Below are 24,161 nucleotides of genomic sequence, written 5' to 3'. Positions count from 1 at the left end.
AAGGTCGCTTCTCGACGCCCACGGCCGATGTTCCGGCGAACACATCGGAATGATGCGCCGAGGCAGGACACGGCGCTGGCTCAGGCCCCCATCGGCGGTGGCTCCTGGGGCGCGTACGAGGAGGGCAGGGCCTTGTGCGTCCGGGCGACCTGTTCGAGCGCCTCGTCATACGAGGGCACCAGGCTGGCCAGCGGCGTGCTTCGCGGCAGCCCTCCCTGTTCGAGCAGGCGGGCCACCTCGCCCCGGGCAACGACGACGAGCACGCCTCCACGCACGCCGAGGCAGTCCCGGAGGTCCAGCACCGCCTTGAGCCCCGTCGCGTCCATGTAGGGCACCGCGGACAGGTCGAGCACGAGGTAGCGCGGGAAGGGCTTCCGCGTGAGTGTGGCGTTGAGGATGCCCGGGGAGAGGAAGTCGAGCGGCCCGGTGATGCGGATGCGCTGGATGGGCGGCTGGTCGTCCTGACCCGCGGCCGCCGCGCCCAGGCTTCGGAAGAAGGGACGTCCATCCAGGCGCAGGGTGCGTACCTGGGACTCGGTGCGCGGTCGATTCATCAGCACCAACGCGATGGACAGCGCCACGCCCGCGCCCAGTCCGAGCAGCAGGTCCACCGAGGCGATGACGGACGCGGTCACCACGACCACCGCCACCTGGGCGGGCTCCTTCGCCCAGAGGGCCCGCGCGCCCGGCACGTCCAGCAGCCGCACGCCCACGACGACGAGGATGCCGGCGAGCGCGGCGATGGGCACGCGCGCGACGAGCGGCCCGGCCACCAGACACACGCCGAGCAGCAGGAGCGCATGCAGCACCGCCGCCGCGCGGGTGCGGGCTCCCGCCTGGATGGACACCGAGGAGCGGACGATGGCACCCATCACCGGCATCCCGCCGAAGAGCGAGGACGCGAGGTTGGCCATGCCCTGCGCCATCAGCTCCTGGTCATGGTCGGTCCGGTGATTCCCCGCGGCCGGAAGCTGGTCGATGGCGCTGGCCGACATCAACGAGCCCAGCGACGCGAGGAGCGCGAGCGAGAACGCGTCGGGAAGCAGCGCGCTCCAGTCGATGCCTTCCAGCGAGGGGAGGCGGGGCGGAGGCAGACCCGGAGGCAGGCTTCCCACGCGCGCCAGCTCGGGGCCCAGCAGCGCGCCCAGCGCCGAGGCCACCACGAGCCCCACCAGCACCGCGGGAATCCGCTTGTGCAGCCGGGGCAGCCCCACCATGCACGCCATCACCAGCACGCCGAGGGCGAGTCCTCCCGCGTGCACGCCCAGCGCTCCTCCCTGGCTGAGCACGGAGGAGAACGTGCCGGACGTCTCCAGTCCCAACAGCCGGGGCAGCTGGCTGTTGAGGAGGATGAGTCCGATGCCCGCCATGAAGCCACGCACCACCGGCGCGGGCAGCAGCTTCGCGAGCCGTCCCACGCGCAGCACGCCGAGCAGTATCTGGAGGAGGCCACACAGCAGCGTGGCCACCACCATGCCTCCGATGCCGTGGCGCTGGACCAGGAGGAGCACGATGGGCACCAGCGCCGCCTCGGGCCCCGTCACCTGCAGGCGTGCACCTCCCAACATCCCCGCCACGACGCCGGCAATCGCTCCACTGATGAGACCCACGCTGGCCGGCAGCCCCGAGGCCACCGCGAGCGCGAGATTCAGCGGCAGTGCCACGCACGCGACCGTGAGCGCACTGGACAGGTCCGGCCCGAGCGTCCGGGACGAAACCATCTGCTTCCAGTCCCCCACCAAAAAGCGCAGGCGCTCCGCGGCTCCAATCGGATGATGTTCGAGCATGATGGGCATGCGCCCTCTTCACGCTCCATGCCGCGTCGCTTTCACACGGACGGTGTTCCGCGCTGTCGGCCTGAACCGACACTCATGTTGCGGGGTTCGGCCGACACCTGTCAGCTCCAGCCGACGCCGTGTCTGGTGAGCGTGCGACCCGGCACACTCTCGCGTGCACGTGAGACGGGTACACGTTAGGAGCCCGCACACGACATGCGCCTCGTTCAGCGTCTGCTCATCTCCCATGCCCTGCTCACCGTCGTGCTCCTCGGCGCCGCCGCGTTCTCCGTGGTGGCCCTGGTCCGGATGACCGCCCTTCTCACGGAGATTCGCGAAGAGCACTTCGCGACAGTGCAGGAGGAGGAGGCCGTCCACCAGGCCGCCTGGAGCATCGAGGTCGCCGCCCGGCGCGCCATCCTGGCGTGTGAGCGCGACCCGACATCTGGAGCCACGGCGGCCGCCACCATGAAGGCGCCCTTGCAGCGGCTGGAGGCGCTGCTGGCCGAGCATGGAGACGCCATCCAGTCGAGCACCCGGAGTACGGCGGAGAACTACCGCGCGTATGCCCGGCACGTGAGCGACGGGGACACATGCGCCCGACTGTTCGACCCCGCGTTGCGTGAGAAGCGGCTCACGTGGGACGAGAACCTCACGGATGCCTGGATTGCCATGGTCCACTCGCTGCACGGCGTGGTGCTCGAACGCGAGGGACAGGCCTATGCCATTGGCGCCACCGCGATTCGCGTGGGGCTCGTCTTCGGCGTCCTGGCGGTGCTCGCCGCCTGGGGTGTGGCGCGGTGGATGGCGCGCAGCGTGACGCGACCGCTGGAGCTGCTCGCCACGCAGGCCCAGCAGGTGGGGCAGGGCACCTCCAGGCCCATCACTCCGGTGGGAGGGCCGCTCGAGGTGCAGGAGCTGGCCCACGAGCTGGAGCGGATGCGCGCGCGGCTGGCGGAAATCGATCAGCTCAAGGACGCCTTCGTTGCCTCCGTGTCACATGACCTGCGCACGCCCCTCACGCGGCTGCGGGCCGCGCTCGGGCTGCTGGCGGACGGCACCACCGGCCCGCTCAGCGCGCAGCAGCGGCGGGTGGTGGACGTGGCCCGCAGCGCCTGTGAGCGCGAGATCCGCATCGTCTCCGCGCTGCTCGACATGTCCCGCGTGAAGTCGGGCAAGACACTGCGGCGCGAGGCGGGTTGTCTGCTGGATGACGTGCTCCTCAAGGCGATGGAGGCCATGCGCTTCGAGGCCGAAGAGGCCGGCGTGCGGCTGGAGTTCGAGACGCAGGGGGCGCTGGCCCCCGACTCGCTCGACGCGGCCGTCATCGAGCGCGCGGTGGCCAACCTCCTGGGCAACGCCATCCGCGTCTCCGCGCCGGGGCAGCGGATCCGGATGGTGCGCACCGTCACCCAGGCGGGGCCACCCGGCCACACGGACGCCGGCACCTGGGCGCGCGTGGTGGTGAGCGATGAGGGCCCGGGTGTCCGGCCCGAGGTGAGAGACCGCCTCTTCGACCACTTCTTCACCTCGCCCGTGGGCAGGGACACCTCGCCCGGCATCGGCCTGGGCCTGCCGCTGGCGCGCGAGATGATGCGCGCGCATGGCGGTGAGGTGGACTACCTCGACACGCCGGGACCGGGAGCCTCCTTCGCGCTCTGGGTCCCGCTTCGCCGCTCCGCGCCCGTCCATCCCGTCACCGAGGCCCCCGCCTCCCTGTCCTCCTCCTCCTCCGAGTCGAGTCCCGCATGAGCCCGTCCTCCCAGACTCCCTCTCCGTCCGCCAACCGGGTGCTGGTGGTGGATGACGACCTCGAGCTGTGTGAGCTCATCTCGCTGCGCCTGGAGACGCACGGGATGCAGGTGACGAGTGTCCCCTCCGGCCAGCAGGCGCTCGCGCGGGTGGCGCGCGGCGAGGTCGACGCGATGGTGCTCGATTTGCGGCTGGGAGACGTGGACGGGCTGGAGGTGCTGGCCCAGGCGCGGGAGTGCATCCCGGAGCTGCCGGTGGTCATCCTCACCGCGCATGGCACCATCGAGACGGCGGTGGAGGCCATGCGCCGAGGCGCCTACGGCTTCCTCACCAAGCCATTCCAGGACCACGAGCTGGTGCAGAAGCTCGTGCACGCGCTCGAGCGCACGACGCTGCAGCGCGAGGTGGATGACCTGCGCCGCATCGTCGCCGGCGCCCCTCGCGAGCGACTCCTCGGCGTCAGCCCCGCGATTACGCAGGTGCGTTCGCAGATCGCCCGGGTGGCGCCCTCGGATGCCACGGTGCTGGTGCTCGGCGAGTCGGGCACGGGCAAGGAGCTCGCCGCGCGGTTGCTGCACGGGCTGTCGCGCCGCGCGCACGGGCCCTTCGTCGCGGTGAACTGCGGGGCGCTGCCGCCGGAGCTGCTGGAGAGCGAGCTGTTCGGCCACGTGAAGGGAGCCTTCACCGGCGCCACCCAGTCGCGCGAGGGGCTCTTCGGCGCCGCTCGCGGAGGGACACTTTTCCTCGATGAGGTGGGAGAGGCGCCGGCCAGCGTGCAGGTCAAGCTGCTGCGCGTGTTGCAGGAGCGGCGCTACGCGCGGGTGGGCTCGAACACCGAGGAGGAGGCGGACGTGCGGGTGGTGGCGGCCACCAACCGCGACCTCCGCGAGGAGGTGGAGGTGCGGCGCTTTCGGGAGGACCTCTACTACCGGCTGTGCGTGGTGCCGCTCACCATGCCGCCCTTGCGCGAGCGCTCGGAGGACATCCCGCTGCTGGCCCAGCTCTTCCTGGAGCGCGCCGCGGCCCGGAACGGAATGCGGGTGCCTCGCCTGGGCGCGGACGCCCTCCAGCTCCTGAGGGACCATGTCTGGCCGGGCAATGTGCGCGAGCTGCTCAACGTCATGGAGGCCGCCGTCCTGCTCGCGGCCTCGGAGGAGCTGCGCGCGGAGCACCTGATCCACCTCGTGCAGCCGCCTCCTCGCGAGGAGACGGCCGCGCCGGAGGAGGGCGGCCCCGCCCCCTTCACCTTCCGGGTGCAGGGGAACGAGGCCCCGCTGCCCACCCTCCGCGAAGCGCGGGATGCCTTCGAGCGCAGCTACCTGGTGGAGACCCTGCGCCGCAGCGGAGGGAATGTGAGCGCCGCGGCGCGCATGGCCGGACGCAACCGCACCGACTTCTACGAGCTGCTGCGCCGGCACGGGCTGTCCGCCGCGGACTTCAAGGAGCAGGGACGGTAGGGCGTGTCCGCAGCGAGGTGAACCCTCGCCAGGGTGTTGGCTGCGCGCTTCTCGGAGTGTGTCGCCACTCCGCGGCTCTGCTTCGGCCGGTCGAAGAGGTGCTCGTCGCGGCAGCGTTTTCGGTACGCCGCGCGGCAGAAGGCGTCAGCCCGTCCTGCCTGCCAGCTCCCTGGCTGCCTCGATGAAGAGGCGCAGGGGCTGCGAGCGCTGGGCGCGGCTGGGGTAGTAGAGGAAGAAGCCAGGCACGGTGGGCGCATAGTCCTCCAGCACCCGCACGAGGCGTCCGGAGCGCAGATGCTCCTGGATGGCTGGTTCCAGGGTGTACGCCAGCCCCACCCCTTCGGTGGCGAGCGCCACGCCGGTCATCTCGTCGTTGGTGGCGATACCGCCGTGCACCGGGATGCGCCACGTCCTGCTTCCGCGCTCCAGCTCCCAGGCATAGGGAGTCCCGGTCGTCGCTGTGCGCAGGACGATGCATTCGTGCCGGAGCAGGTCCTCGGGGCGCTCTGGGAGGCCGTGCTTCTCGAGGTAGGCCGGTGCACCCACCACCACGAAGCGGAAGGCGTCCGTCAGGCGCACGTGCACCATGTCGCGCTCGATGGTCTCGCTCAGGCGCACGCCGGCGTCGTAGCCCTCCGCGACGATGTCGACGAGGCGCTGTTCGACGACGACGTCCACCTCCACGCGGGGGTATCGCGCCCGGAATGCGGGCAGCACGGGCGCGATGAGGAGGGACACCGCCCCTCGCGGCACGGACAGCTTCAGCCGTCCGACGGCCTCACCGGGCTGGGCCGAGGCCCCGTGGAGGGCGGCAGCGACCTGGGAAAGGCTCGGACCGGCCTCCTCCACCAGCCGCCGCCCCGCGTCCGTCAGGGCCACGCTGCGCGACGTGCGGTTGAGCAGGACCACGCTCAGCTGCTCCTCCAGCTGCCGAACCGACTGGCTCACGGCGGCCGTGGAGACGCCGAGCTCGCGCGCCGCGCCACGGAAGCTCTGGAGACGCGCGACGGCAAGGAACACGTGGAGCTGCTGGAAGGGGATTGTCTTCATTGGCCACCATCAACCCGTGCTTAACGGCCCGTTCGCTCCCCGCCTCTAGTCCTCGGAGGGCGCGCCTCGTAGTCCTTTCACCGGGCCCTGCTGCTTCAGCGAGCACGACGCGCGGGGCACTTGCCACCACGAAAGGCCAAGCATGTCCATCCAACTCGCCGGCTCGCCCATGGCGCCGGCCCCGCGCTCCGCGTCATGGGGCGCCGTATTCGCGCTCACCCTGTGCGTCTCGACGCTCATCGCGTCCGAGTTCATGCCGGTGAGCCTCCTGACGCCCATCGCGTCGGACCTCCACCTGAGCGAAGGCCGCGCCGGTCAGGCGATTGCCGTGTCCGGCCTCTTCGCCGTGCTGACGAGCCTCTTCATCGCGTCCGCGGCCAGGTCCGTCGACCGACGGAAGCTGCTCCTCGGCCTCACCGGCGTGATGCTGGTCTCGGGCCTGGTGACCGCCCTGGCGCCGAGCTTCACCGTGCTCATGCTGGGCCGTGCGCTCATTGGCATCGTCATCGGCGGCTTCTGGTCGTTGTCGGCGGCCACCGTCATGCGGCTGGTCCCCGAGAGAGACGTTCCGCGCGCGCTCGCCCTGCTGAACGGTGGCAACGCGCTGTCCACCACCATCGCGGCGCCGCTCGGCAGCTTCCTGGGCCAGTACATCGGGTGGCGTGGCGCGTTCTTCGCGGTCGTTCCTCTCGCGGTCATCACCCTCGCATGGCAGTTCTTCACCCTGCCTCCCATGCCCACGGAGCGCGCCGCTCCGCCTCCGAGCACGTTCGCCCTCCTTCGGCGCCCCAAGGCGCTGTGGGGAATCCTGGCGGTCACGTTCTTCTTCATGGGCCAGTTCGCCCTCTTCACGTACCTGCGTCCCTTCCTGGAGACGGTCACCCGGGTCGGGGTGTCCACCCTCTCGCTGATCCTGTTGGGGATGGGCATCGCGGGGCTCCTGGGCACGTCTCTCATCGGGTCCCTCGTGGCCAGGCGGCTGTCCGCGGTGCTCATCGCCGCGCCGGTGGCGATGGCCGTCATCGCGGTCGCGCTCGTCGTCTTCGGCCAGGCCCTCGCGGCAACGGCCGTCCTCCTCGTGGGGTGGGGACTCATCGGCACGGCGGCGCCGGTCGCGTGGTGGACGTGGCTCAGCCGCACGCTGCCGCGCGACGCGGAGGCTGGCGGCGGCCTCATGGTCGCGGCCATCCAGCTCGCCATCACGGTGGGCGCCTCGCTCGGAGGGCTGCTGTTCGACCGTGGCGGCTACCAGAGCACGTTCGTGGTGAGCGCCGCACTGCTCGGGGGAGCGGCCCTCCTGGCCATCCGGGCGTCGAGGGAGGCCCGCGTTGGCGAGGCCGAGGTCCGCATGGAGTCGCTGAAGAGCGCGGCGTGAAGGCCCACCGTCAACGAGCGCTGAACGGCCCGTTCACATTCGACGCGTAGCCCCCGGCGGAGCCGGGCGGTACCCCTTGGACACAAACGACACCCATGAGGATGAAGACGATGAAGAAGATGAAACTGCCCCTCGCGACCCACCGGCGTTCCTTGTTCGGCGCACTGCTGCTGGGTTCATGCTCCGCGCTGGTGGCCTGCGCATCGCCCGCGGCATCGGTGGCACGTCCAACGCCGGGTCTCGCGTCCGGGGACACGAGCAACGGTGCGGACAACTTCTACACGAGCGACAAGGTCACCGTTCAGAAGGTCCGCTTCAAGAACCAATACAAGATGGATGTCGTGGGGAACCTGTTCGTTCCCAAGGGCCTGGAGCGCGGCGCGAGGACTCCGGCGCTCGTCGTCGGACATCCCATGGGCGCGGTCAAGGAGCAGAGCGCGAACCTGTACGCCACGAAGATGGCGGAGCAGGGATTCGTCACCCTGTCCCTGGACCTGTCCTTCTGGGGCGAGAGTGACGGCCAACCCCGCAATGTCGTCGCGCCGGACATCTATGCCGAGGACTTCAGCGCCGCGGTGGACTTCCTGCGCACCCAGCCGTTTGTCGACAGGGAGCGGATTGGCGCCATCGGAATTTGCGGCAGCGGGGGCTTCGCCATCAGTGCGGCCAAGATCGATCCGCGCATCAAGGCCCTCGCGACAGTCAGCATGTACGACATGGGCGCCGCCAACCGCAACGGGCTCAGGCACTCGGTGACCCTCGAGCAGAGAAAGAAGATCATCGAGGAGGCAGCGCTGCAGCGCGATGTGGAGTTCGCGGGTGGCGAAACCCGGTATACGAGCGGGGCGCCCAAGGAGCTGAGTGACACGTCAACCGCGATTGAGCGCGAGTTCTACGACTTCTACCGCACCGCGAGGGGTCATCACCCGAACACCACGACGCATCCGACGCTCAGCAGCAACACGAAGTTCATGAACTTCTACCCGTTCACGGACATCGAGACGATCTCTCCTCGTCCGATGCTCTTCATGACGGGCGAGGATGCCCATTCCAGGGAGTTCAGCGACGAGGCCTATCGGCTTGCCGCTGAACCCAAGGAGCTGCTCATCGTGCCGGGCGCGGGTCACGTGGACCTCTACGATCGCGTCAACCTCATTCCCTTCGACAAGGTGACCACGTTCTTCCGGAACAGTCTGAAGTGACCCGAGCGTCGCCGGTCTCCGCGGAGAAGCAGGGGAGCGCGCCGCTCCCACTGCTCGTCCGTGGGACGCGGGCTCAGGGCACGTAGGCCGTCCAGTCCACGTAGGCATACCGCGCCGAGTTGGGCGGCTGCGTCGCCAGCGGACGGCTCGGCGGCGTCCAGTCGTTCGTGTGCCACGTGTTGGTCAGGAAGTGGGAGGGATTGGCGGGGATGCGCGAGGCCGGCCCCTGGTAGTCCCATAGGGTGATGCGCTGGCCGGTGGTGGGGTGGACCACCCACCACGTCACCCGGCTCGCCGTCCACGTGAAGCCATACTCGTAATACGCCGTGCTGGAGTTGTAGCCCGCCAGCGCCGGAATCGTCGTGGGGAGGTTCTCGTTGCCCGTCAGCGGCGTGCACGCTCCGCTGAAGCTCTCGTAGTAGCAGGTGGAGAGGATGGTGCCGGTCGCCAGGTTGAGGATGCGCGAGACCCGGCGATGGGCCGTCGGGCCGAAGTCCGTGTACATCGTGAGGTAGATGACCTGGGGCTCGGCGCACAGCCACTCGAAGTCGATCTCACTGTTATCGGGCAGGCCGTTGCCGTTGTAGTCGCCGCCGTCGTTGAAGTACGTGAAGAACCCCGTGACGATGCCCGTGTTCGGCTGCGTCGCGCAGTTCGTCGTCTTCAGCCGCGTGGTGAACGTCCCGTACTGGTAGCGCGCCGAGCTCTCCTGCGTGATGCCGCCCCCGACACCCGGAGCGGGATAGGCCGACAGCTGGAGCCGCAGCGCCCGGCCGTCCGTCGTTCCGGACTGCGAGACGGACGACGCCGTATTCGCGGCTCCGCCGTAGCTGTAGAAGTAGCGGGACGGGTACGACGCCCAGTTCTCCGTGAACGGTGCCGCCCCCGCCAGGGGGGGCACGCTCAGGAGCAGCGCGGAAATCGACCCCAACGGAAAGCTCCAGCCTGACTTCTTCATGTCGTGAACTCCCTCGGTGAATGCCTTCGGGCTTCAGAGGAGGGAGCCACCGTATTTATCGGGTCATCGGTGCTGGAGGAGGAACCGCGCTTCATCCCATTCGAGGCCGTAGCGAAGCAGCGTCTCCTGGACTCCGGTGCCCGCCGCGGGCGGGTGCGCGATGCTGTCGAACCGGAGCAGCTTGAGCGTCCTGTCCGAGGCGCCCACGGCCAGGACCGAGCCATCCGGAGAGAAGGCCATGGCGGCCAGGAAGCCCTGCTGGCCCCAGACCTGTCCCATCAGCTCGCCCGCGGGGAGACTCCAGACCTTCACCCGCATGTCCAATCCGCCCGAGGCCAGGAACCGGCCGTCCGGTGATATCGCCAGGGCCAGGATACCCACGCTGCCCTCGTCGAGCGTCTTCAGCAGCCGGCCTTCCGCGGCGCTCCAGAAGCGGATGGGCTGCCGCATCCCCGCCGTCACCAGCGTGTCGCCGGATGGGGTGAAGACCACCGCCCGGACACGCTCTCCCGCGTCCAGGTGGAAGCGCGGCTGACGCCGGCCCACGTCCCAGACGCGCACCGTCTTGTCGGAGCCACCGGACGCGAGCCGCTCGCCCGTTCCGTCGAAGGCCAGGGTCCAGACCTTCGCCGTGTGCCCCACCAGCCGGCCCAGGGCCGTGCCCGAGGGAACCGACCAGAGATGGATGTCCGGGTCTCCGCCCGCCGCGAGCACCTTCCCATCCGGACTGAAGGCCAGCGCGCGCACGGAGCCATTCACACCGGAGAGCTCCAGCACCTGTCGCCCCGAGCCAGCCTCCAGCACCCGCACGGCGCCCTTCGTGGTGCCCGCCGCGACGAGCTGGCGGTCGGGGCTCACCGCCAGGGACACCACCGCTTCCGCCGTCTCCTGGCGTACCTGCACGTCGTTCCAATCCGAGACGTGCCAACGGCGCATGCCGTCCTCGGCGCCCGTGAAGAGCTCGTCCTTCCGGGTGAAGGCCAGCGTCTCCATCCACTCTCCGTGGCCGCGCAGGACGACCTCCGCGGGAGCCTCCGGGCGGGACCAGACATTCAGGACGCCATCCATTCCCCCGGAGGCGAACGCGCGGCCGTCGGGCGAGAGGACCACGCTCGCCACGAACGAATGATGAGCGTCCAGTCGCTCCAGTGGCTCGCCGTCGCGAGCGTCGACGCGCTGCACGCGCCCATCCCAGCCTCCCTGGACGAGGAGCCGGAACCGGGCGTCGATGGCGGCCACCGAGACATCGCCCAGGTTGCGCAGGACGTTGACGAGCTGCCCCGTCCGCGCGCTCCAGAAGCGCAGGGTGCGGTCCGCCGCGGCGGTCATGATGAGCTGCCCGTCGGAGGAGAAGGCGCCCGACTCCACCTTCTCCGTATGGCCCAGGAGGCGGTGGACCTCCTTGCGAGATGCCAGGTCCCACACCCGCGCGCTCCGGTCCATGCTCGTCGAGAGCAGCCGCCCGCCATCCGCGGAGAAGGCCACGGCGATGACGAAGTCGTCGTGCTCGAACCGCAGCTGCTCGGTCCAGGGGCCGGTGCTCCAGACGCGCACCGTCTTGTCCAGGCCGCAGGAGGCCAGCCGGCTTCCGTCGGGAGAGAACGCCAGCCCGCGCACCACGTCCGAGTGTCCCTGGAGCAGTGCCACCCGCCGGCCCTCGCGCCAGTCCCAGAGCCAGATGTCTCCGGGCCGTCCCGCGGCCGCCAGCCAGCGGCCATCCGGAGAGAAGGCGACGGCGTGGATTTCGGCCGGGTGTCCCTCGAGCTTCGCCAGCAGCTCGCCGCTGCTCGCGTTCCAGAGGCGGAGGACGGAGTCGTAGCCCGCGGAGGCCAGCACCTGTCCGTCCGGAGAGAAGGCGAGGGCGAGCACCGAGCCCTCGAACTTCTTCGTCCAGCGCGGCGTGGAGGCGCGGTCCGTGGCCCAGGCTTGTCCCCACTGTGCCTCCGGTGAATCCCATGCCGCGCGCGCGAGCGTGAAGGCCCCCGCGGCCAGGCCCCATTGCTTCGACTCGATGGCCGCGTCTCCCTTCGCCAGGTAGATGCGCGCGCGCAGCTCCCGCTCGGTGGGTTCGTTGGGAGGGGCTCCGGTGGGCGCGCGGTGCGCGGAGCAGGCGGCGAGCAGCAGCGCCAGGATGCCCCAGCGCGAGGAGGGAACTCTCAAGGAAGGGTCTCCGTGAAACGCGCCTGGAGAATAGAGCACGCGCGTCAGGGCGCGGCGTACTCGACGGCCCGGTAGCCCAGGCGCATGGCCTCGGTCTGGCCGAACTTCAGCGGGTCCTGGTAGCTGCACCGGCCTCCGGGCAGGTCCGCGCAGCCGGGCGGTATCATCTCATCGATGATGCGCTGGATGAGCGCGTCCGACAGCGCCTCTCCTCCGTGGGCGCCGTCCCGCCGGTAGATGAAGGTCGACAGCGCGATGGGGGCCATCCACGAGGTCTGCATGAAGCTGCTGAAGGGGCCGATGGAGACGCCGAAGCCATCCACCTGGAGCATCGGCGTCCGGTTGAAGTCGAAGGGCCTGCTCGGACGGATGCCGGCGTTCAGGTAGATGTCCACGGCGTGCGCGGCGGGCTGGCCCTCGAGGTTCGCGTACGGCCCGTGACCCTCCGCGTCCAGACCCGAGTCCAGCGAGTTGAAGAAGCCGACGCGCAGGCGGTTGGGATGGCGCTCGGAAGGGAAGTCGAAAGGCGAGACGTCCGGTCCGGAGACGTAGCCCGCGGCGTGGGCCGCGAAGACCCCTGGAGAGCCGAACAGCACCTCCATGACCGGCTCCACCGTCAGCAGCTTCGCGCGGAGCACCTCGTCGGACGGGGGCGTGGCGCCACAGAGTCGCGCCCAGGTGTCGCGGAGCGTCGCGACGGTCTCCCCCCGGCTGAAGTTGATGAACCGCACGTTCAGCTCGCGCATGACGGACCGGAGCGAGTCGGCCTTCCTCCGGGCGTGCGCGTGCAACGGCTCGAGCGTCTCGGGTGTCGCGGTCGGCGCGCAGAACGCCTCGCGCGGAGCCACCTCGAAGCCCTCGTCCTTCCAGAGGACGAGGGGCTGACGCGGGCTGGCCTCCACGAGCAGGGACAGCACGATGTAGCCATGGCCGAGGCCCCCCAGGTCGAGGGAGCCGTAGGCGCCGTTCAGGGGCTCCCACAGGGAGCTCAGCCACTCGGCCGGGATGATGCCCGGGCCCGCGAACGCGGTCAGCGCGTCGTGGAGCCCGGCGGGCAGGTGCCAGGTGAACGGGATGGGCGCGAGCGTCCCATCCTCCGTCGTGCGGAAGTAGCCACGGAGGCGGTTCCGGTAGCGCAGCAGCATGGGCGGAAGGCCGCGGAAGTCGTCCACGACGAGGATGGCCTCGCCGGTGCCCTCCGTCATCGAGAACTCCGCCGGGTCGAACGGGTGGTCGACCCACGCGCACTCCGCGCTGCCCGGGTGCTCGCGGAAGCAGGTGTCCGCGAGGACGCGCGTCCGGACCTCCTCGATGCGCTGGACGAGCGCCGCGTCCGGAGCGCGAAGCACGGGCCCGGCGTCCGGCCCCTCACCGTCCGGCGACACGGACTTCTCGCCACAGCCCGCCATCACCGAGACGAGCGCACCCGCCAGGACCGAGCACCACACCTGATTCCGCACACGTCCTCCCTGTCCCGGAGTGGGACAGCCCTCCAGCCGTCTACGCCGCTTGAATGCATCGTCGCTCCACCCGATGGAAGACGCCATCGAGCAGGGCTCCGCGCCTTGGACGGCCCCTGCCTGAGCGGCACCTCGCGCGGGCCGGCTGCTCCCGGAATACGCAGGAGGGGGCCTGGACTGGCTGTTCCTGGATGGCGGGAGGCGCCCCGAGCCCATGCGGGGGCGTGTCGAAGGCGTTCGCTTTCCTGGCCACAACGCGCAAGAAGTGCGCGCCACCAGTCATTTCTCGCACGAGGGCAGCGCGGCCCCTGCTTTGCACTTGGTAAGGGAACCGCACCTTTTCCCCTGCCGAGGACCCCCGTGCGCCACAGTTCCCGCCCGCTATCTCCTCTCCACCTCTCACCGCTCTGCCTCGCGCTGCTCGCGGCCCCGATGGCCCATGCCGAGGGCGCGGAGCAGCCTCCGGCCGCGGCGACCCCTCCGCCTCCGAGCGCCGCCGCCCAGAGCACTCCCGCCGCCCCCGAGGCCCCGCTCGTGCGCGTGTACGGCACGCTCAACCCGCGCGTGGTGGTGGGCAATTCCGCCCTGGAGTCCTTCACCCAGCAGACCATGGTGGCGGTGACGGCGGCCGGCAACCACGCGCTCGCCACGAAGCCGGAGCACGACCGCTTCAGCTTCCAGGTGCAGCAGACCCGCTTCGGCATCTGGGTGAACGAGAAGGGGGCCTTTCGCGGCCAGGTGGAGCTCGACTTCGTCGACTTCGCCAAGGCCACGCCCACGGTGCAGGCGAATCCGCGCCTGCGCATCGCCCGGGCGGACTGGAAGGTGACGCCGGAGGACACCCTCTCCATCGGGCAGGACTGGGACCTCGTCGCGCCCCTGGCCCCGTACACCCTCAACCTGGTGGGAGCCCTCTTCCAGGGCGGCAACGAGGGCTTCATGCGCCTCCAGGTCCGCTACCTGCACACCGGCCCGCACTCCGAGGTGGGCGCGGCCATCGGCTTCCCGGGCGCCAACCCCACCGCGCGGGACTCGCAGCTGGAGCTGGGGCTGCCCACGTTCGCCGTGCGCGGGGCCGTGCTCTTCGGCAAGAGCCGCGTCGGCGTGAGCGCCCTGGCCACCCGGCTCACCTTCGCGGGCACCGGCGGGGCCGAGGACCGCGAGGCGCTCGCCGCCCATGCCGACGTCTTCGGCGAGTGGGTGCCCTTCGCGAGCACCACGCTCCGGGTGGAGCTGAACGTGGGGCAGAACACCGCCAACCTGGGGATGCTCTCGCTCCCGCAGGGCAGCTTCGCGGCGGACAACCGGGGCGTGAGCGGCTTCGTGAGCGCCAGGCACACGCTCTCCGAGCGCCACGTCGTGTACGCCTCGGCGGGCTTCGCGCGGATGCTCACCCTGGACCGCGTCGTGCCGGCCTACGGGTACGCCCCCGCTCCGGATGGCTCGGTCCCCGCGCTCGGCAGCGGCACCCTCTCTGGCACCGGACCGGGACTGCTGCGCAACGGCAGCGTGCGCGTGGGCTACGAGTACCGTCCCAGTCCCTCGCTGGCCCTGGTGGTGGAGCCGTTCTTCCTCAACACCCGTCACGCCCTCCAGGCGGTGGACGTGGGCCGCGTGCAGGGCAGCACCTCCGCCGCGGGCCTGGAGACCGGCATGATGTTCACGTTCTGAGGCGCCGCCCGGAGCATCTTCCAGGTGCCGGAAAAACCCCGGAGCGCCCGGCTCCGGGGCCCCGTCGGATGTCAGACCCGCCACGTATGGTTCTTCTCGTCGGCACACACGAGGGGGCCATACGATGAGCACGTCAGTCATTGATAACCGCGTCGAGATTGTCTTCAGCTTCGACACGACGGGCAGCATGTATCCGTGTCTCGCGCAGGTGCGCAAGAAGCTGCGGGGCACGGTGTCCCGGCTGATGAAGGAGATTCCGGGCATCCGCATTGGCATCATCGCGCACGGGGACTACTGCGACGCGGGCTCCACCTATGTGACGAAGGTGCTGGACCTGACGGACGACGAGGACGCCGTCGTGCGCTTCGTGGACCGCGTGGGACAGACGGGTGGTGGTGACGCCCCGGAGTGCTATGAATTGGTGCTGCGCGAGGCGCAATCCCTCTCATGGACGGTGGGGTACACGCGCGCGTTCGTCCTGATTGGCGATGACGTGCCGCACGCGCCGAGCCAGAACCCGAAGCGGCTGGACTGGCGCAAGGAGGTGGACGCGCTGGGTCGGATGGGCGTGCCGGTGTACGGGGTGCAGGCGCTCGCGCGCGGCCACGCGACGGCCTTCTACCGGGAGCTGGCGGAGAAGTCGGGCGGGTTCCACCTGAGCCTGGACCAGTTCGCCCACGTCACCGACATGTTGCTGGCCATCTGCTACAAGCAGTCGTCGGACGCGAAGCTCCAGGACTACGAGGCGGAGGTGGTGAAGGAGGGCCGGATGAGCCGCGGCCTCAACGCCATCTTCAGCACGATGCTCCGGCGCTCCACGCCGTCCGTCTTCGGGGCCGCGGACCTGCGCGCGGTGCCGCCGGGCCGCTTCCAGGTGCTGGACGTGGACCGCGCCATGCCCATCAAGGAGTTCGTCCAGGAGAACGGCCTGGGCTTCAAGACGGGCCGCGGCTTCTACGAGTTCACCAAGACGGAGACCATCCAGGGCCACAAGGAAGTGGTGCTGATGGACCGGAAGACGGGCGACCTCTACAGCGGCGAGCGCGCGCGGGAGATGCTCGGGTTGCCTCCCGGCGAGACGGTGCGCATCCGCCCCGCCAGCCTGGAGAAGTACGTCGTCTTCGTGCAGAGCACCTCGGCCAACCGCAAGCTGATGGGCGGCTCGAAGTTCCTCTACGAGGTGGAGGACTGGGAGGGCGGGAAGGCCGCCGCGGCGTAGGGGCCAGCCGTTCCCGGGCCCGGAGCGTGTGTCCGATAGTCGATGGCACCCCGGGTTTCGCCCGGGGGCGCCATTGATTTGTGGGCATCGCGGGTTGAAGGCCCCGGGGTCCGCCGTTACCTCGCGGGCGTGCGCTGGTGGATGCCATGGCCGTTGCTCCTGTTGCTCTGTGGAAGCTGCGGCGTCTTCGAGTTCCACCCCTACGAGCTTCGTGGGGGGGACAGGGACCGGCATGCCCGCTCGCTCGAGCGGCTGCGGCGCGACACCCGGGAGGGCGCGTTCCGCTTCGCCGTCATCGGGGACATGCAGCTGTTCCTGGACGAGTCCGCCGCGGCGGTGAGGGACATCCAGCGGCGGGACGTGGCCTTCGTGGTGCAGCTCGGGGACCTGACGGAGTACGGCTCCGCGAAGGAGTACGAGTGGGCGGCCGGGCTCCTGGAGGAGCTGCCGGTGCCGTACTTCGCCGTCATCGGCAACCATGACGTGCTGGGCACCGGGGCGGACATCTACCGGCGGACCTTCGGGCCGACCTTCCTCTCCTTCGACTACGCGGGCAGCCGCTTCGTCCTCTACGACTCCAACTCGCGCGAGTACGGCTTCCCGGGCAACGTGCCGGACCTGGAGGCGCTGCGCGAGGCGCTCACGCCGGAGCCGGGCCTCACGCACCTGTTCACCTTCTCCCATGTGCCGCCGGGGCATGGAGACTTCGACGCGACGCTGTCCCAGCCGCTGGAGGCGTTGCAGGCCGAGCGCGGGGTGTCCGTCTCCTTCCACGCGCACATCCACCGGTTCGACAGCAATGAGCGCCAGGGCGTGCGCTACTTCGTCGCGGACTCGCTGGAGAACCGCAACTACCTGCTGGTCAGCGTCCAGGGCGAGTCCGTCCAGGTGGAGCGGGTCTTCTACTGATGGCGGCGGGCTGGCACTCGCGGGCGTTCCTCGTGGCGGCGCTCCTCCTGGTTTCCACCGCGGCGCTCTCGGAGCCGTCGCGCGAGGGGCCGCCCTGGTACGTGCCGGACCATGCGACGTTCCAGTTCGCGGGCTCCATCGGCCTGTTCTCCGGCGGGCCCGGGTGGTCCTTCCTGGACGAGTCGGTGGAGGCCGGGCTGCTGCTGGGCTGGGCGCCGCCGCTGGTGGCGGGAGAGGACTTCCTCACGCTCACGCTGAAGGGGCAGCTGCACCCGTTCCGCCTCGAGTGGGAGGGCTGGAGCGTGCGGCCCCTCACGGTGGGGATGCTGTTCAGCTACACCTTCGGTGACGCCTACTTCGTGCGCCTGCCGGACCGGTACGAGGACGGCTACTACTGGTTCAAGACGGGGCTGCGGCCCGCGCTGCTCCTGGGGGCCGGCGCGGGGCGGCCGGTGCCCGCGCTGGGGCTGCGGCTGCTGGAGGGCTACTTCGAGCTGGTGGCCACGGACTACCGCATCATCCACTTCCTCCAGGACCCCGGCACCGTGGAGACGGGGCTCTTCTCGCTGGCGCTGGGCGTGAGGTTCCGCTTCTGACGCGCGGGCCTCAGGGCGTGGCCGGGCTCGCGGCGGCGGGCCCGGGCGCGGGGGTGTCCTCCCCACCGCGCAGCCGCCGCAGGATGCGGGGCGCCTCCGCGGCGAAGCGGGCCCGCGCGTCCGGCAGCGGGCGGTCCTTCACGTCGGTGATTTCCGTGCCGGGGAGGCCGGCGCCGAAGCGCACCTTCAGCTCCCGGCCGATGAGCGCGTACAGCGGCTCCCAGCCGATGGTGGCGAGCAGGTAGCGGTCCGGATCCGGCCGCGTCATGGGGATGCCGTCCCCCAGGAGCGACGGGTCATGCGTGTCGCCCAGCAGGTCGAACAGGGTGGCCACCACGTCGATGTGGCCGGTGACGGCGTCCACCTCGCCCGGAGGGAGCCGCTCGTCGAAGATGAGCATGGGGACGTGGAGCTGGGACGCCGTCACGTCGCTGGCGTGGCCGACGCGGCCGTGCTCGCGGAACTCCTCGCCGTGGTCCCCGGTGAAGATGACGAGCGGCCGCGCGCCGCGCACCGCCTCGATGCGCGACAGCAGCGCCTCCACCTTGGTGTCCACCTCGTAGGCGGCATTCCACGCGCGCGCCTTGATGTGCTCCGCGGGAATGCCCGCCGTGGCGAGGCCGCCCTTGCCGTTCCAGGCCGGAGAGAACACCGCCGAGCGGGGCGGGTAGTCGTAGTCGAAGTGCGTGCCGGCGAAGAACAGGAAGAGGAAGAGCGGCGTGTCCGCCGGCGCCGTCTCCACCACCGCGAGCGCGTCCTTCACCATGGCCTCGTCGCGCAGGTGGCTGCGGCCCGTGTAGTCCGTGCGCAGGCCGCCCTGCACGTCGCGGAAGACGGTGTCCTTCAGGCCCATCCAGTCGACGGAGGAGGCGGCGAAGAAGGCCTGGTGGTAGCCGTTGTGCCGCAGCGCGGGGAAGAGCAGCGGCGCGCGCCCGGCGCCCACCACCGCGTCGCGCCGCTGGGCCTCCAGCCCGAAGAAGAGGCTGAAGAGGGAGTAGTCCGTGGAGCTCGCCGCGCTGTGGTGGAGCATGAAGCGCGTTCCGGTTTCCGCCCGCCGCCACAGGTTCGGCATCACGTCCTCGCGGAAGAAGTCGTCGCGCAGGCTCTCCACGAGGATGACGAGGATGTCGGGCCGGCGCGTGAAGCGCACGTCGGCCGGGTCGATGGTGGCCGCGGGCGCGCCGGCCTCGGGGCTGACGCCCAGGCGCAGGCCCGCGGCGGGCGGGTGTCCGGTGAGGCGCGTCAGCAGCGTGTTCATCCGCACCGGCGCCTGCAGGGGCAGGGTGGTGGCGGCATGCTGCACGGCGCCTCCGTGCGAGAAGATGAGGTACGCGCTCAAGAGCCGCTCGCCCGTGCACAGCAGGACGAGCGCGCCCACCGCCGCCAGCACCCGGCGAGGGGCACGCACCCGCCGCATGAAGTGGACCCCCGCCCACACGTCCAGCCCCAGCAACGCCAACGCACCGGCCGCGGCCAGGGTGACTTCGACGGGCGACAGGCCCGTCTCCGCCAGCGCGCGCGGCTGGAGCGCCACCGCCAGCACCAAGCCGTTGATGTGGAAGCCCAGGGACGACAGGACGAGCGAGTCCACGCCGGACAGCGCCACCGCCAGCGCCGTCACCCCCGCCACGCCCACCGCGTAGCGGCGGCCGAGCAGCGCCAGCGGCAGCGTCACCAGGAAGATGAGCAGGCCGAGGAACAGCGCCTGGACGACGCCTCCCGCCAGCACCAGCGGCCGCAGGGCCGGAGCCAGTCGCCCCGCCGCGGAGAGCAGAGCGCTTCCGAAGAAGGCCAGCGACAGCAGTCCGTGCAGCACGCACCAGAGCAGCGAGGGCCCCAGCAGGGGCCGAGCCTCGTCCAGCCGGCGGAGGAGCCCTGCCAGGGCGGGAGGGGCGTGGGGCTTTCGTGACATCGCGCTCCCTGCTAGCCCGCCGTGGGCGGATGTTCAAGAAGTGACGGGAGCCCGGCCGGTCCTCCAGCCAGGGAGCATGAGGGCCCGGGGAGCGCACGAGCAGCGCGGTTTCCGTCCACTCGCGGGCGCCGGTTCCGGGCCACAAAACGCCCGTGTCCCACTGGGAGGCCGGTGCCAGGATGGAGCCCATGCCCCCGCGAAAGCTCGTCCGGCACCTGGTCTGGTTGGAGTCCTTCGCCGCCGCCGTGGAGGCCGGCAGCATCGAGTCCGCCGCCGAGCACCTGGGCGTGGCGCGCTCCGTGGTGAGCGAGCACATCCGCGCCCTGGAGCTGGCCGTGGCGGAAGGGGCCCCGTTGCTGGAGCGCGGCCCCGGCCGCCGCCTGCAGCTCACCGCCCGGGGCGAGCGCCTCTTCGCGGGCACCCAGACGCCGCTGCACCAGCTGGACATGAAGCGGCTGAGGGATCTGGCCAGCGCCGAGCCCGTGGTGCGCCTGGGCCTCAATCCCACGCTGTCCCTGTCGCTGCTGGGCAACGTGGCGCGCGAGGCCGCCGCGTCCGGCCTCAAGCTGGTGCTGAGCTTCGGCGGTCCCCACGAGCTCATCCGCCAGGTCCAGACGCGGCAGCTGGACCTCGCCCTGGACTTCACCCCGCTGCCTCCCCACGAGGGCGTGGAGGCCGAGTCCCTGCTGCGCATGGCCTTCGTCGTGATTGCCGGGCCGGACAACCCGCTCGTCGAGCAGGCCGCCAACCGGCGCTCGCTGCACGTGAAGGAGCTGGAGGGGCAGCCCTTCGTCGACTGGCTGCGGGACGACCCCTACGGAGGCGCCAACAGCGCGCGCTTCGCCACGCATGGGGTGACGGTGATGGAGGTGGCCCGCGCGGAGAGCTTCCTCCTCATGTACGAGCTGCTGCGGGCCTTCAAGGCCTGCGCCATCGCTCCGGACCTGCGCCTGATGCACCCCTTTCCCCACGACATCCGCGCCTGGCCGCTGAGGGAGGAGGAGCCCCAGGCCGTGGAGGTCGTCGCCCTCTGGCCCACCGGCTCGCTCAGCCCTGGAGCGCGCAGCCTCCTGGACGGCATTCGCAGCCTGCCCAACTTCCGTCGTTAAAACGACGAAGCCGTCGAATTCTGCCGGATTTCCGTTTGGGCCTAGACGAGTTATCGTTGGAGGGTAGAAGATTCTGCCAGAGGTGCACAACGATGACTCCCACGGAACGGACCATAGCCCGCCTGCCTGCTCACCTCCGTCGCTTCGTGGTGAGCCAGGACTATGCCGCGTACACGGCGCGGGATCAGGCCGTGTGGCGCAACATCCTGGGGAAGCTGCGCGGCCACCTGGCGGACAAGGCCCACTCCGTCTACCTGGAGGGCCTGGAGGCGACGGGCATCGGCTCGGAGTGCATCCCCAGCCTGGACGAGATGAACGAGAAGCTCTCGCGCCTGGGCTGGGCGTGCGTGGGCGTGCGCGGCTTCATCCCTCCGGCCGTCTTCACGGAGCTGCAGGCGCTGGGCGTGCTGGCCATCGCCGCGGACATCCGCACGCATGAGCACATCGAATACACGCCGGCGCCGGACATCGTCCATGAGAGCGCGGGCCACGCGCCCATCATCGCCAACCGCCGTTACGCGGAGTACCTCAAGGCGTGCGGGCTGGTGGGCTTCAAGTCCATCGCCAGCGTGGAGGACCAGGCCGTCTTCGAGGCCATCCGCAACCTGTCGGTGGTGAAGGAGGACCCGGACGCCAGCGAGGAGGAGGTGGCCCACGCCCAGGCGCGGCTGGAGGCGGCGAGCGCGAGCCGCCGCTTCGTCAGCGAGAGCACGCGGGCCAGCCGCCTGTACTGGTGGACGGCGGAGTACGGCCTCATCGGCGACCTGGAGCGTCCGCGCATCTATGGCGCGGGGATTTTGTCCAGCATCGGCGAGGCGAAGCACTGCCTCACCCCGGCGGTGAAGAAGCTGCCCTTGAGCGTGGCCTGCGCGGACACGGACTACGACATCACCCGGATGCAGCCGCAGCTGTTCGTGGCGCGGGACTTCGAGCACCTGTTCGAGGTGCTGCGCGAGTTCGAGTCCACGCTGGCGTGGAAGCGGGGCGGGGACTTCGGGCTGGAGGAGGCGCGGCGCGCGCGCACGGTGAATCACCTCGTCCTCGCGGACGGGCGCGAGGTGACGGGCCGGGTGCTGGAGATGGTGGCCGCGCCCCGGCCGCTGGCCTCGGGGCTCACCACGGCGCTGGTGTACATGGACGGCCCCATCCTCTCGTCGCGGGAAGGCAAGGCGGGAGGAGAGAAGCCGTGGAATGGCTCCGCGCTGGTGGCCTTCGGGCAGGCGGCGCTGCCGGAGCGCGGGCCGTTCAAGCTGGCGCTGGAGAGCGGGCTCGTGCTCGAGGGCTTCGCCGCGGGCGGTGGCGAGGTGCTGGCGCTGCGCGGCCGGCTGGCCGGGCGCGAGCTGGACCTGCCGGCGGTGACGAAGCTCTTCGTCAGCACGCACCTGCCGTCGGTGGCGGGTGGGCCGGCGGACCCGGAGACGTGGGACCGGTGGTTCGGCGAGATGAGCGCCTTCTCGGAGGGGGACGGCGAGGCGAAGGCGCGCTCGCGCAAGGCCCTGGCCCTGCACCCGTCGCTGGCCGCGCTCTACCGCGAGGTCCGTCAGATGCGCGAGGCGCGCACCGTGAAGCCCGAGCGGCTGGCGCAGATCGCCGCCGCCGCCACGGACTTCCCGGACGACTGGCTGCTGCGCACCGAGGTGGAGGAGCTGCGCGCGCCGCGCGCCTGACGTCTCGTTCAACCGCCGCGAAGCACCGGACGCCCTCTGCTCCCCGTGAGCGGAGGGCGTCTACGTTTCGTGCGGTGTGCGCGGTCCGCTCCCGCTCGGCGGCGCGTTGACGTTTCGCGTAACCCGCGCCGTCGTGCCGCACACCCTCGCGTCGACGTTTCGTGCGGTGTGCGCGGCCTGCTCCCAGGGCGCCGGAGCGTCTACGTTTCGTGCGATGTGCGCGCCCCGCTCCTGGGGCGCGTCGGGTTATCGACGTTTCGTGCATCCCGCATCGCCCGTTCCGCGCGCCTTCGCACCGACGTTTCGTGCAACGCGTGTGGTCCGCTGGAAGCCGCCCCGCGCGGCTCAGGGGCCTGACGTTTCGTGCAAGGCGCGTGGCGCCCGGGCCCGAACCTGGGGCGGGCAGGGGGGCCCTGAACGTTCCGTGCAACGAGCGTGGGAGATCGTCCGGTCCAGGACGGAGCAGGGCATTCAACGTTCCATGCACCCCGCGCGGCCCGGCCTCTCGGCCTCTCAGAAAACGCCACGGGCCCGGCCACGCGAAGGTCGCGCGGACAGGCCCGAGGTCTGGCATCCATTCCCGCGAGTCACCGCGGGAAGTAACGGCTCACTTCTCCTTGGAGGCGATCTTCCGCAGCGCCTTCTGGTCGCGCACGCAGAGGATGCGGCCGACGTTGCCGAGCACGCCCTCGCGCTTCATCTCGTTGATGAGCGTGGACACGAAGGAGCGCGAGGCGCCGACGAGGTCCGCGAGGTCCTGCTGGGTGATGCCGCGCAGGTCCGTCTCACCGCCGTGCGGGCAGCGCTCGCCGTGCGCCTCCACCAGGGTGAGCAGGGTGTCCGCCAGGCGGGCCGGAACCTCCTTGAACGTCAGGCCCAGCACGCGCTTGCGCAGCGAGCGGACGCGCTCGGCGTAGGCGCGGACCACGTCCACCGCCAGGGCCGGACGGGCCTCCAGCTGGGCGCGGAAGTCACGACCCTCGATGCTCCACACCTCGGCCTCGCCCGCCGCCACGGCCATCTCCTCGATGGGCGTGCCCTCGGGGCGGAACAGCTCGCCGAACAGGTCGCCCGGGCGGAGGATGGACACCACCGAGCGGGTGCTGTTCTTGCCAATGCGCATCAGGCGCACGCGGCCCGACTTCAGCAGGTACACGCGGTCCGTGTTGTCGCCGGGGCGGTAGATGGTGGAGTTGTGCGGGAAGGACTCGACCTTGAAGTACCCCTTGAAGTCGATGGCCTCCTGCCCGGGGATGAGCTTGTTGGCGGTGACCATCATCCCGGAGCTGGTCGTCTGCAGCGGCGCCACGACGTTGGAACCGATGGGGCCGAGGGGGCGGTTGAATCCGTGCATGGCAATCACTCCGTGGAAGGAAGAAGGAAAGGTGGGGAAGACCGGCCGCTTGCTTCAGCGGCGAACGGGGGTTTCCTTTTCCAAGTTACGTGCCAGCCGGGAATGAAGTGCCACCGGGGGAACACATTGAGTAATGCCGGGTACTTAGCGCTACAGGCCCGCATCGCCCCCCGCTCTGTGTCCAAAACCTGAAACAGAACGTTCAAACAGTCTGATCAAGTTGAACGAAACGTTCAAACCGGCCGCGTCACTGTCGGAGCCGTGACAGTGTTCACGAGGCGTCCTTCACGGGGTAGGTGTGGACCTGAGGACCCTGTCCCTGTGCGAGACCGTACTTCTGGAGCTTGCGCTCCAGGGTGGGCCGGCTGATTCCAAGAATCTGGCAGGTGCGACCCTTGTGCCCCTTGGTGACCGTCATGGCACGGGCGATGAGCATGCGCTCCGCCTCCTCCAGGGTGGGAATGAGGCTGACATCGTCCACCGGCGGCGGGGCGAACATGGCGCCCGGAGGCGTGGGGCGGCTGGCGTCCGGGGC

18 protein-coding genes are annotated in these 24,161 nt (G+C 70.5%); 10 read left to right on the top strand and 8 right to left on the bottom strand.

From position 1 onward, the window contains the following. Positions 1-80: 80 nt before the first annotated feature. Positions 81-1,796: a SulP family inorganic anion transporter gene (locus tag HG543_RS04485; protein ID WP_169343399.1), complete on the bottom strand. Its 1,716-nt coding sequence runs from the start codon at positions 1,794-1,796 to the stop codon at positions 81-83. A gap of 195 nt (positions 1,797-1,991) precedes the next feature. On the opposite strand from HG543_RS04485, the gene HG543_RS04480 reads away from it, so the two are divergent. Further along, complete coding sequence (locus HG543_RS04480; protein WP_246356749.1) at positions 1,992-3,527, top strand: HAMP domain-containing sensor histidine kinase; 1,536 nt, start codon at positions 1,992-1,994, stop codon at positions 3,525-3,527. Further along, positions 3,524-4,984 (top strand): sigma-54-dependent transcriptional regulator, encoded by a 1,461-nt coding sequence (locus tag HG543_RS04475; protein ID WP_169343398.1) that lies wholly within the window; start codon positions 3,524-3,526, stop codon positions 4,982-4,984. The genes HG543_RS04480 and HG543_RS04475 overlap by 4 nt, the downstream gene beginning before the upstream one ends. A gap of 144 nt (positions 4,985-5,128) precedes the next feature. Here the strand turns inward: HG543_RS04475 and HG543_RS04470 are convergent, their stop codons facing one another. Further along, positions 5,129-6,034, bottom strand: coding sequence for a LysR family transcriptional regulator (locus HG543_RS04470; protein WP_169343397.1), 906 nt, complete (start codon positions 6,032-6,034; stop codon positions 5,129-5,131). A 142-nt stretch (positions 6,035-6,176) separates the two neighbouring features. Between HG543_RS04470 and HG543_RS04465 the strand changes: the two genes are divergently transcribed. Both HG543_RS04465 and HG543_RS04460 read left to right on the top strand, forming a co-directional pair. Continuing rightward, positions 6,177-7,409 (top strand): MFS transporter, encoded by a 1,233-nt coding sequence (locus HG543_RS04465; protein WP_169343396.1) that lies wholly within the window; start codon positions 6,177-6,179, stop codon positions 7,407-7,409. A gap of 110 nt (positions 7,410-7,519) precedes the next feature. Beyond that, positions 7,520-8,611 (top strand): alpha/beta hydrolase, encoded by a 1,092-nt coding sequence (locus HG543_RS04460; RefSeq protein ID WP_171817822.1) that lies wholly within the window; start codon positions 7,520-7,522, stop codon positions 8,609-8,611. Between the two features lie 73 nt (positions 8,612-8,684). On the opposite strand, the gene HG543_RS04455 is transcribed toward HG543_RS04460, so the two are convergent. The 3 genes from HG543_RS04455 to HG543_RS04445 all read right to left on the bottom strand — a co-directional run bounded on the left by HG543_RS04455 (position 8,685) and on the right by HG543_RS04445 (position 13,189). Further along, complete coding sequence (locus HG543_RS04455; protein WP_169343394.1) at positions 8,685-9,569, bottom strand: glycoside hydrolase family 16 protein; 885 nt, start codon at positions 9,567-9,569, stop codon at positions 8,685-8,687. Positions 9,570-9,632: 63 nt separating this feature from the next. Beyond that, on the bottom strand, positions 9,633-11,729 hold the full coding sequence (locus HG543_RS04450) for a WD40 repeat domain-containing protein (protein WP_169343393.1): 2,097 nt from the start codon (positions 11,727-11,729) through the stop codon (positions 9,633-9,635). 44 nt (positions 11,730-11,773) lie between these two features. Next, positions 11,774-13,189: a hypothetical protein gene (locus tag HG543_RS04445; RefSeq protein WP_169343392.1), complete on the bottom strand. Its 1,416-nt coding sequence runs from the start codon at positions 13,187-13,189 to the stop codon at positions 11,774-11,776. Positions 13,190-13,621: 432 nt separating this feature from the next. Here HG543_RS04445 and HG543_RS04440 point away from each other — a divergent pair, with 432 nt between their 5' ends. The 4 genes from HG543_RS04440 to HG543_RS04425 all read left to right on the top strand — a co-directional run bounded on the left by HG543_RS04440 (position 13,622) and on the right by HG543_RS04425 (position 17,584). After that, a complete protein-coding gene (locus HG543_RS04440; protein ID WP_246356748.1) occupies positions 13,622-14,860 on the top strand; it encodes a hypothetical protein in 1,239 nt (412 codons plus the stop codon). A gap of 124 nt (positions 14,861-14,984) precedes the next feature. Next, positions 14,985-16,079, top strand: coding sequence for a vWA domain-containing protein (locus tag HG543_RS04435; RefSeq protein ID WP_169343391.1), 1,095 nt, complete (start codon positions 14,985-14,987; stop codon positions 16,077-16,079). A 153-nt stretch (positions 16,080-16,232) separates the two neighbouring features. Then, on the top strand, positions 16,233-16,988 hold the full coding sequence (locus tag HG543_RS04430) for a metallophosphoesterase family protein (protein ID WP_246356747.1): 756 nt from the start codon (positions 16,233-16,235) through the stop codon (positions 16,986-16,988). Next, positions 16,988-17,584 carry a hypothetical protein gene (locus HG543_RS04425; protein WP_169343389.1) on the top strand — a complete coding sequence of 199 codons (597 nt, stop codon included), beginning with the start codon at positions 16,988-16,990 and terminating at the stop codon, positions 17,582-17,584. Before HG543_RS04430 ends, HG543_RS04425 begins: the two co-directional genes overlap by 1 nt. A 10-nt stretch (positions 17,585-17,594) precedes the next feature. Here the strand turns inward: HG543_RS04425 and HG543_RS04420 are convergent, their stop codons facing one another. Then, positions 17,595-19,496: a sulfatase-like hydrolase/transferase gene (locus tag HG543_RS04420; RefSeq protein ID WP_169343388.1), complete on the bottom strand. Its 1,902-nt coding sequence runs from the start codon at positions 19,494-19,496 to the stop codon at positions 17,595-17,597. Positions 19,497-19,684: 188 nt separating this feature from the next. Here HG543_RS04420 and HG543_RS04415 point away from each other — a divergent pair, with 188 nt between their 5' ends. Then, positions 19,685-20,605 (top strand): LysR family transcriptional regulator, encoded by a 921-nt coding sequence (locus HG543_RS04415; protein WP_171818829.1) that lies wholly within the window; start codon positions 19,685-19,687, stop codon positions 20,603-20,605. 92 nt (positions 20,606-20,697) lie between these two features. After that, on the top strand, positions 20,698-22,272 hold the full coding sequence (locus HG543_RS04410) for an aromatic amino acid hydroxylase (RefSeq protein WP_169343386.1): 1,575 nt from the start codon (positions 20,698-20,700) through the stop codon (positions 22,270-22,272). A 607-nt stretch (positions 22,273-22,879) separates the two neighbouring features. On the opposite strand, the gene mrpC is transcribed toward HG543_RS04410, so the two are convergent. Both mrpC and HG543_RS04400 read right to left on the bottom strand, forming a co-directional pair. Beyond that, on the bottom strand, positions 22,880-23,626 hold the full coding sequence (gene mrpC, locus HG543_RS04405; protein WP_163999786.1) for a Crp/Fnr family transcriptional regulator MrpC: 747 nt from the start codon (positions 23,624-23,626) through the stop codon (positions 22,880-22,882). 271 nt (positions 23,627-23,897) lie between these two features. Next, on the bottom strand, positions 23,898-24,161 hold a 264-nt coding region (locus HG543_RS04400), incomplete at its 5' end, for a helix-turn-helix domain-containing protein (protein WP_211193726.1).

This window comes from Pyxidicoccus fallax (genome assembly GCF_012933655.1).
GTDB classification, from domain to species: Bacteria; Myxococcota; Myxococcia; order Myxococcales; family Myxococcaceae; genus Myxococcus; species Myxococcus fallax.
Note: the sequence above shows the minus strand (reverse complement) of the source record. Positions and strands in the feature narration are given on the sequence as shown.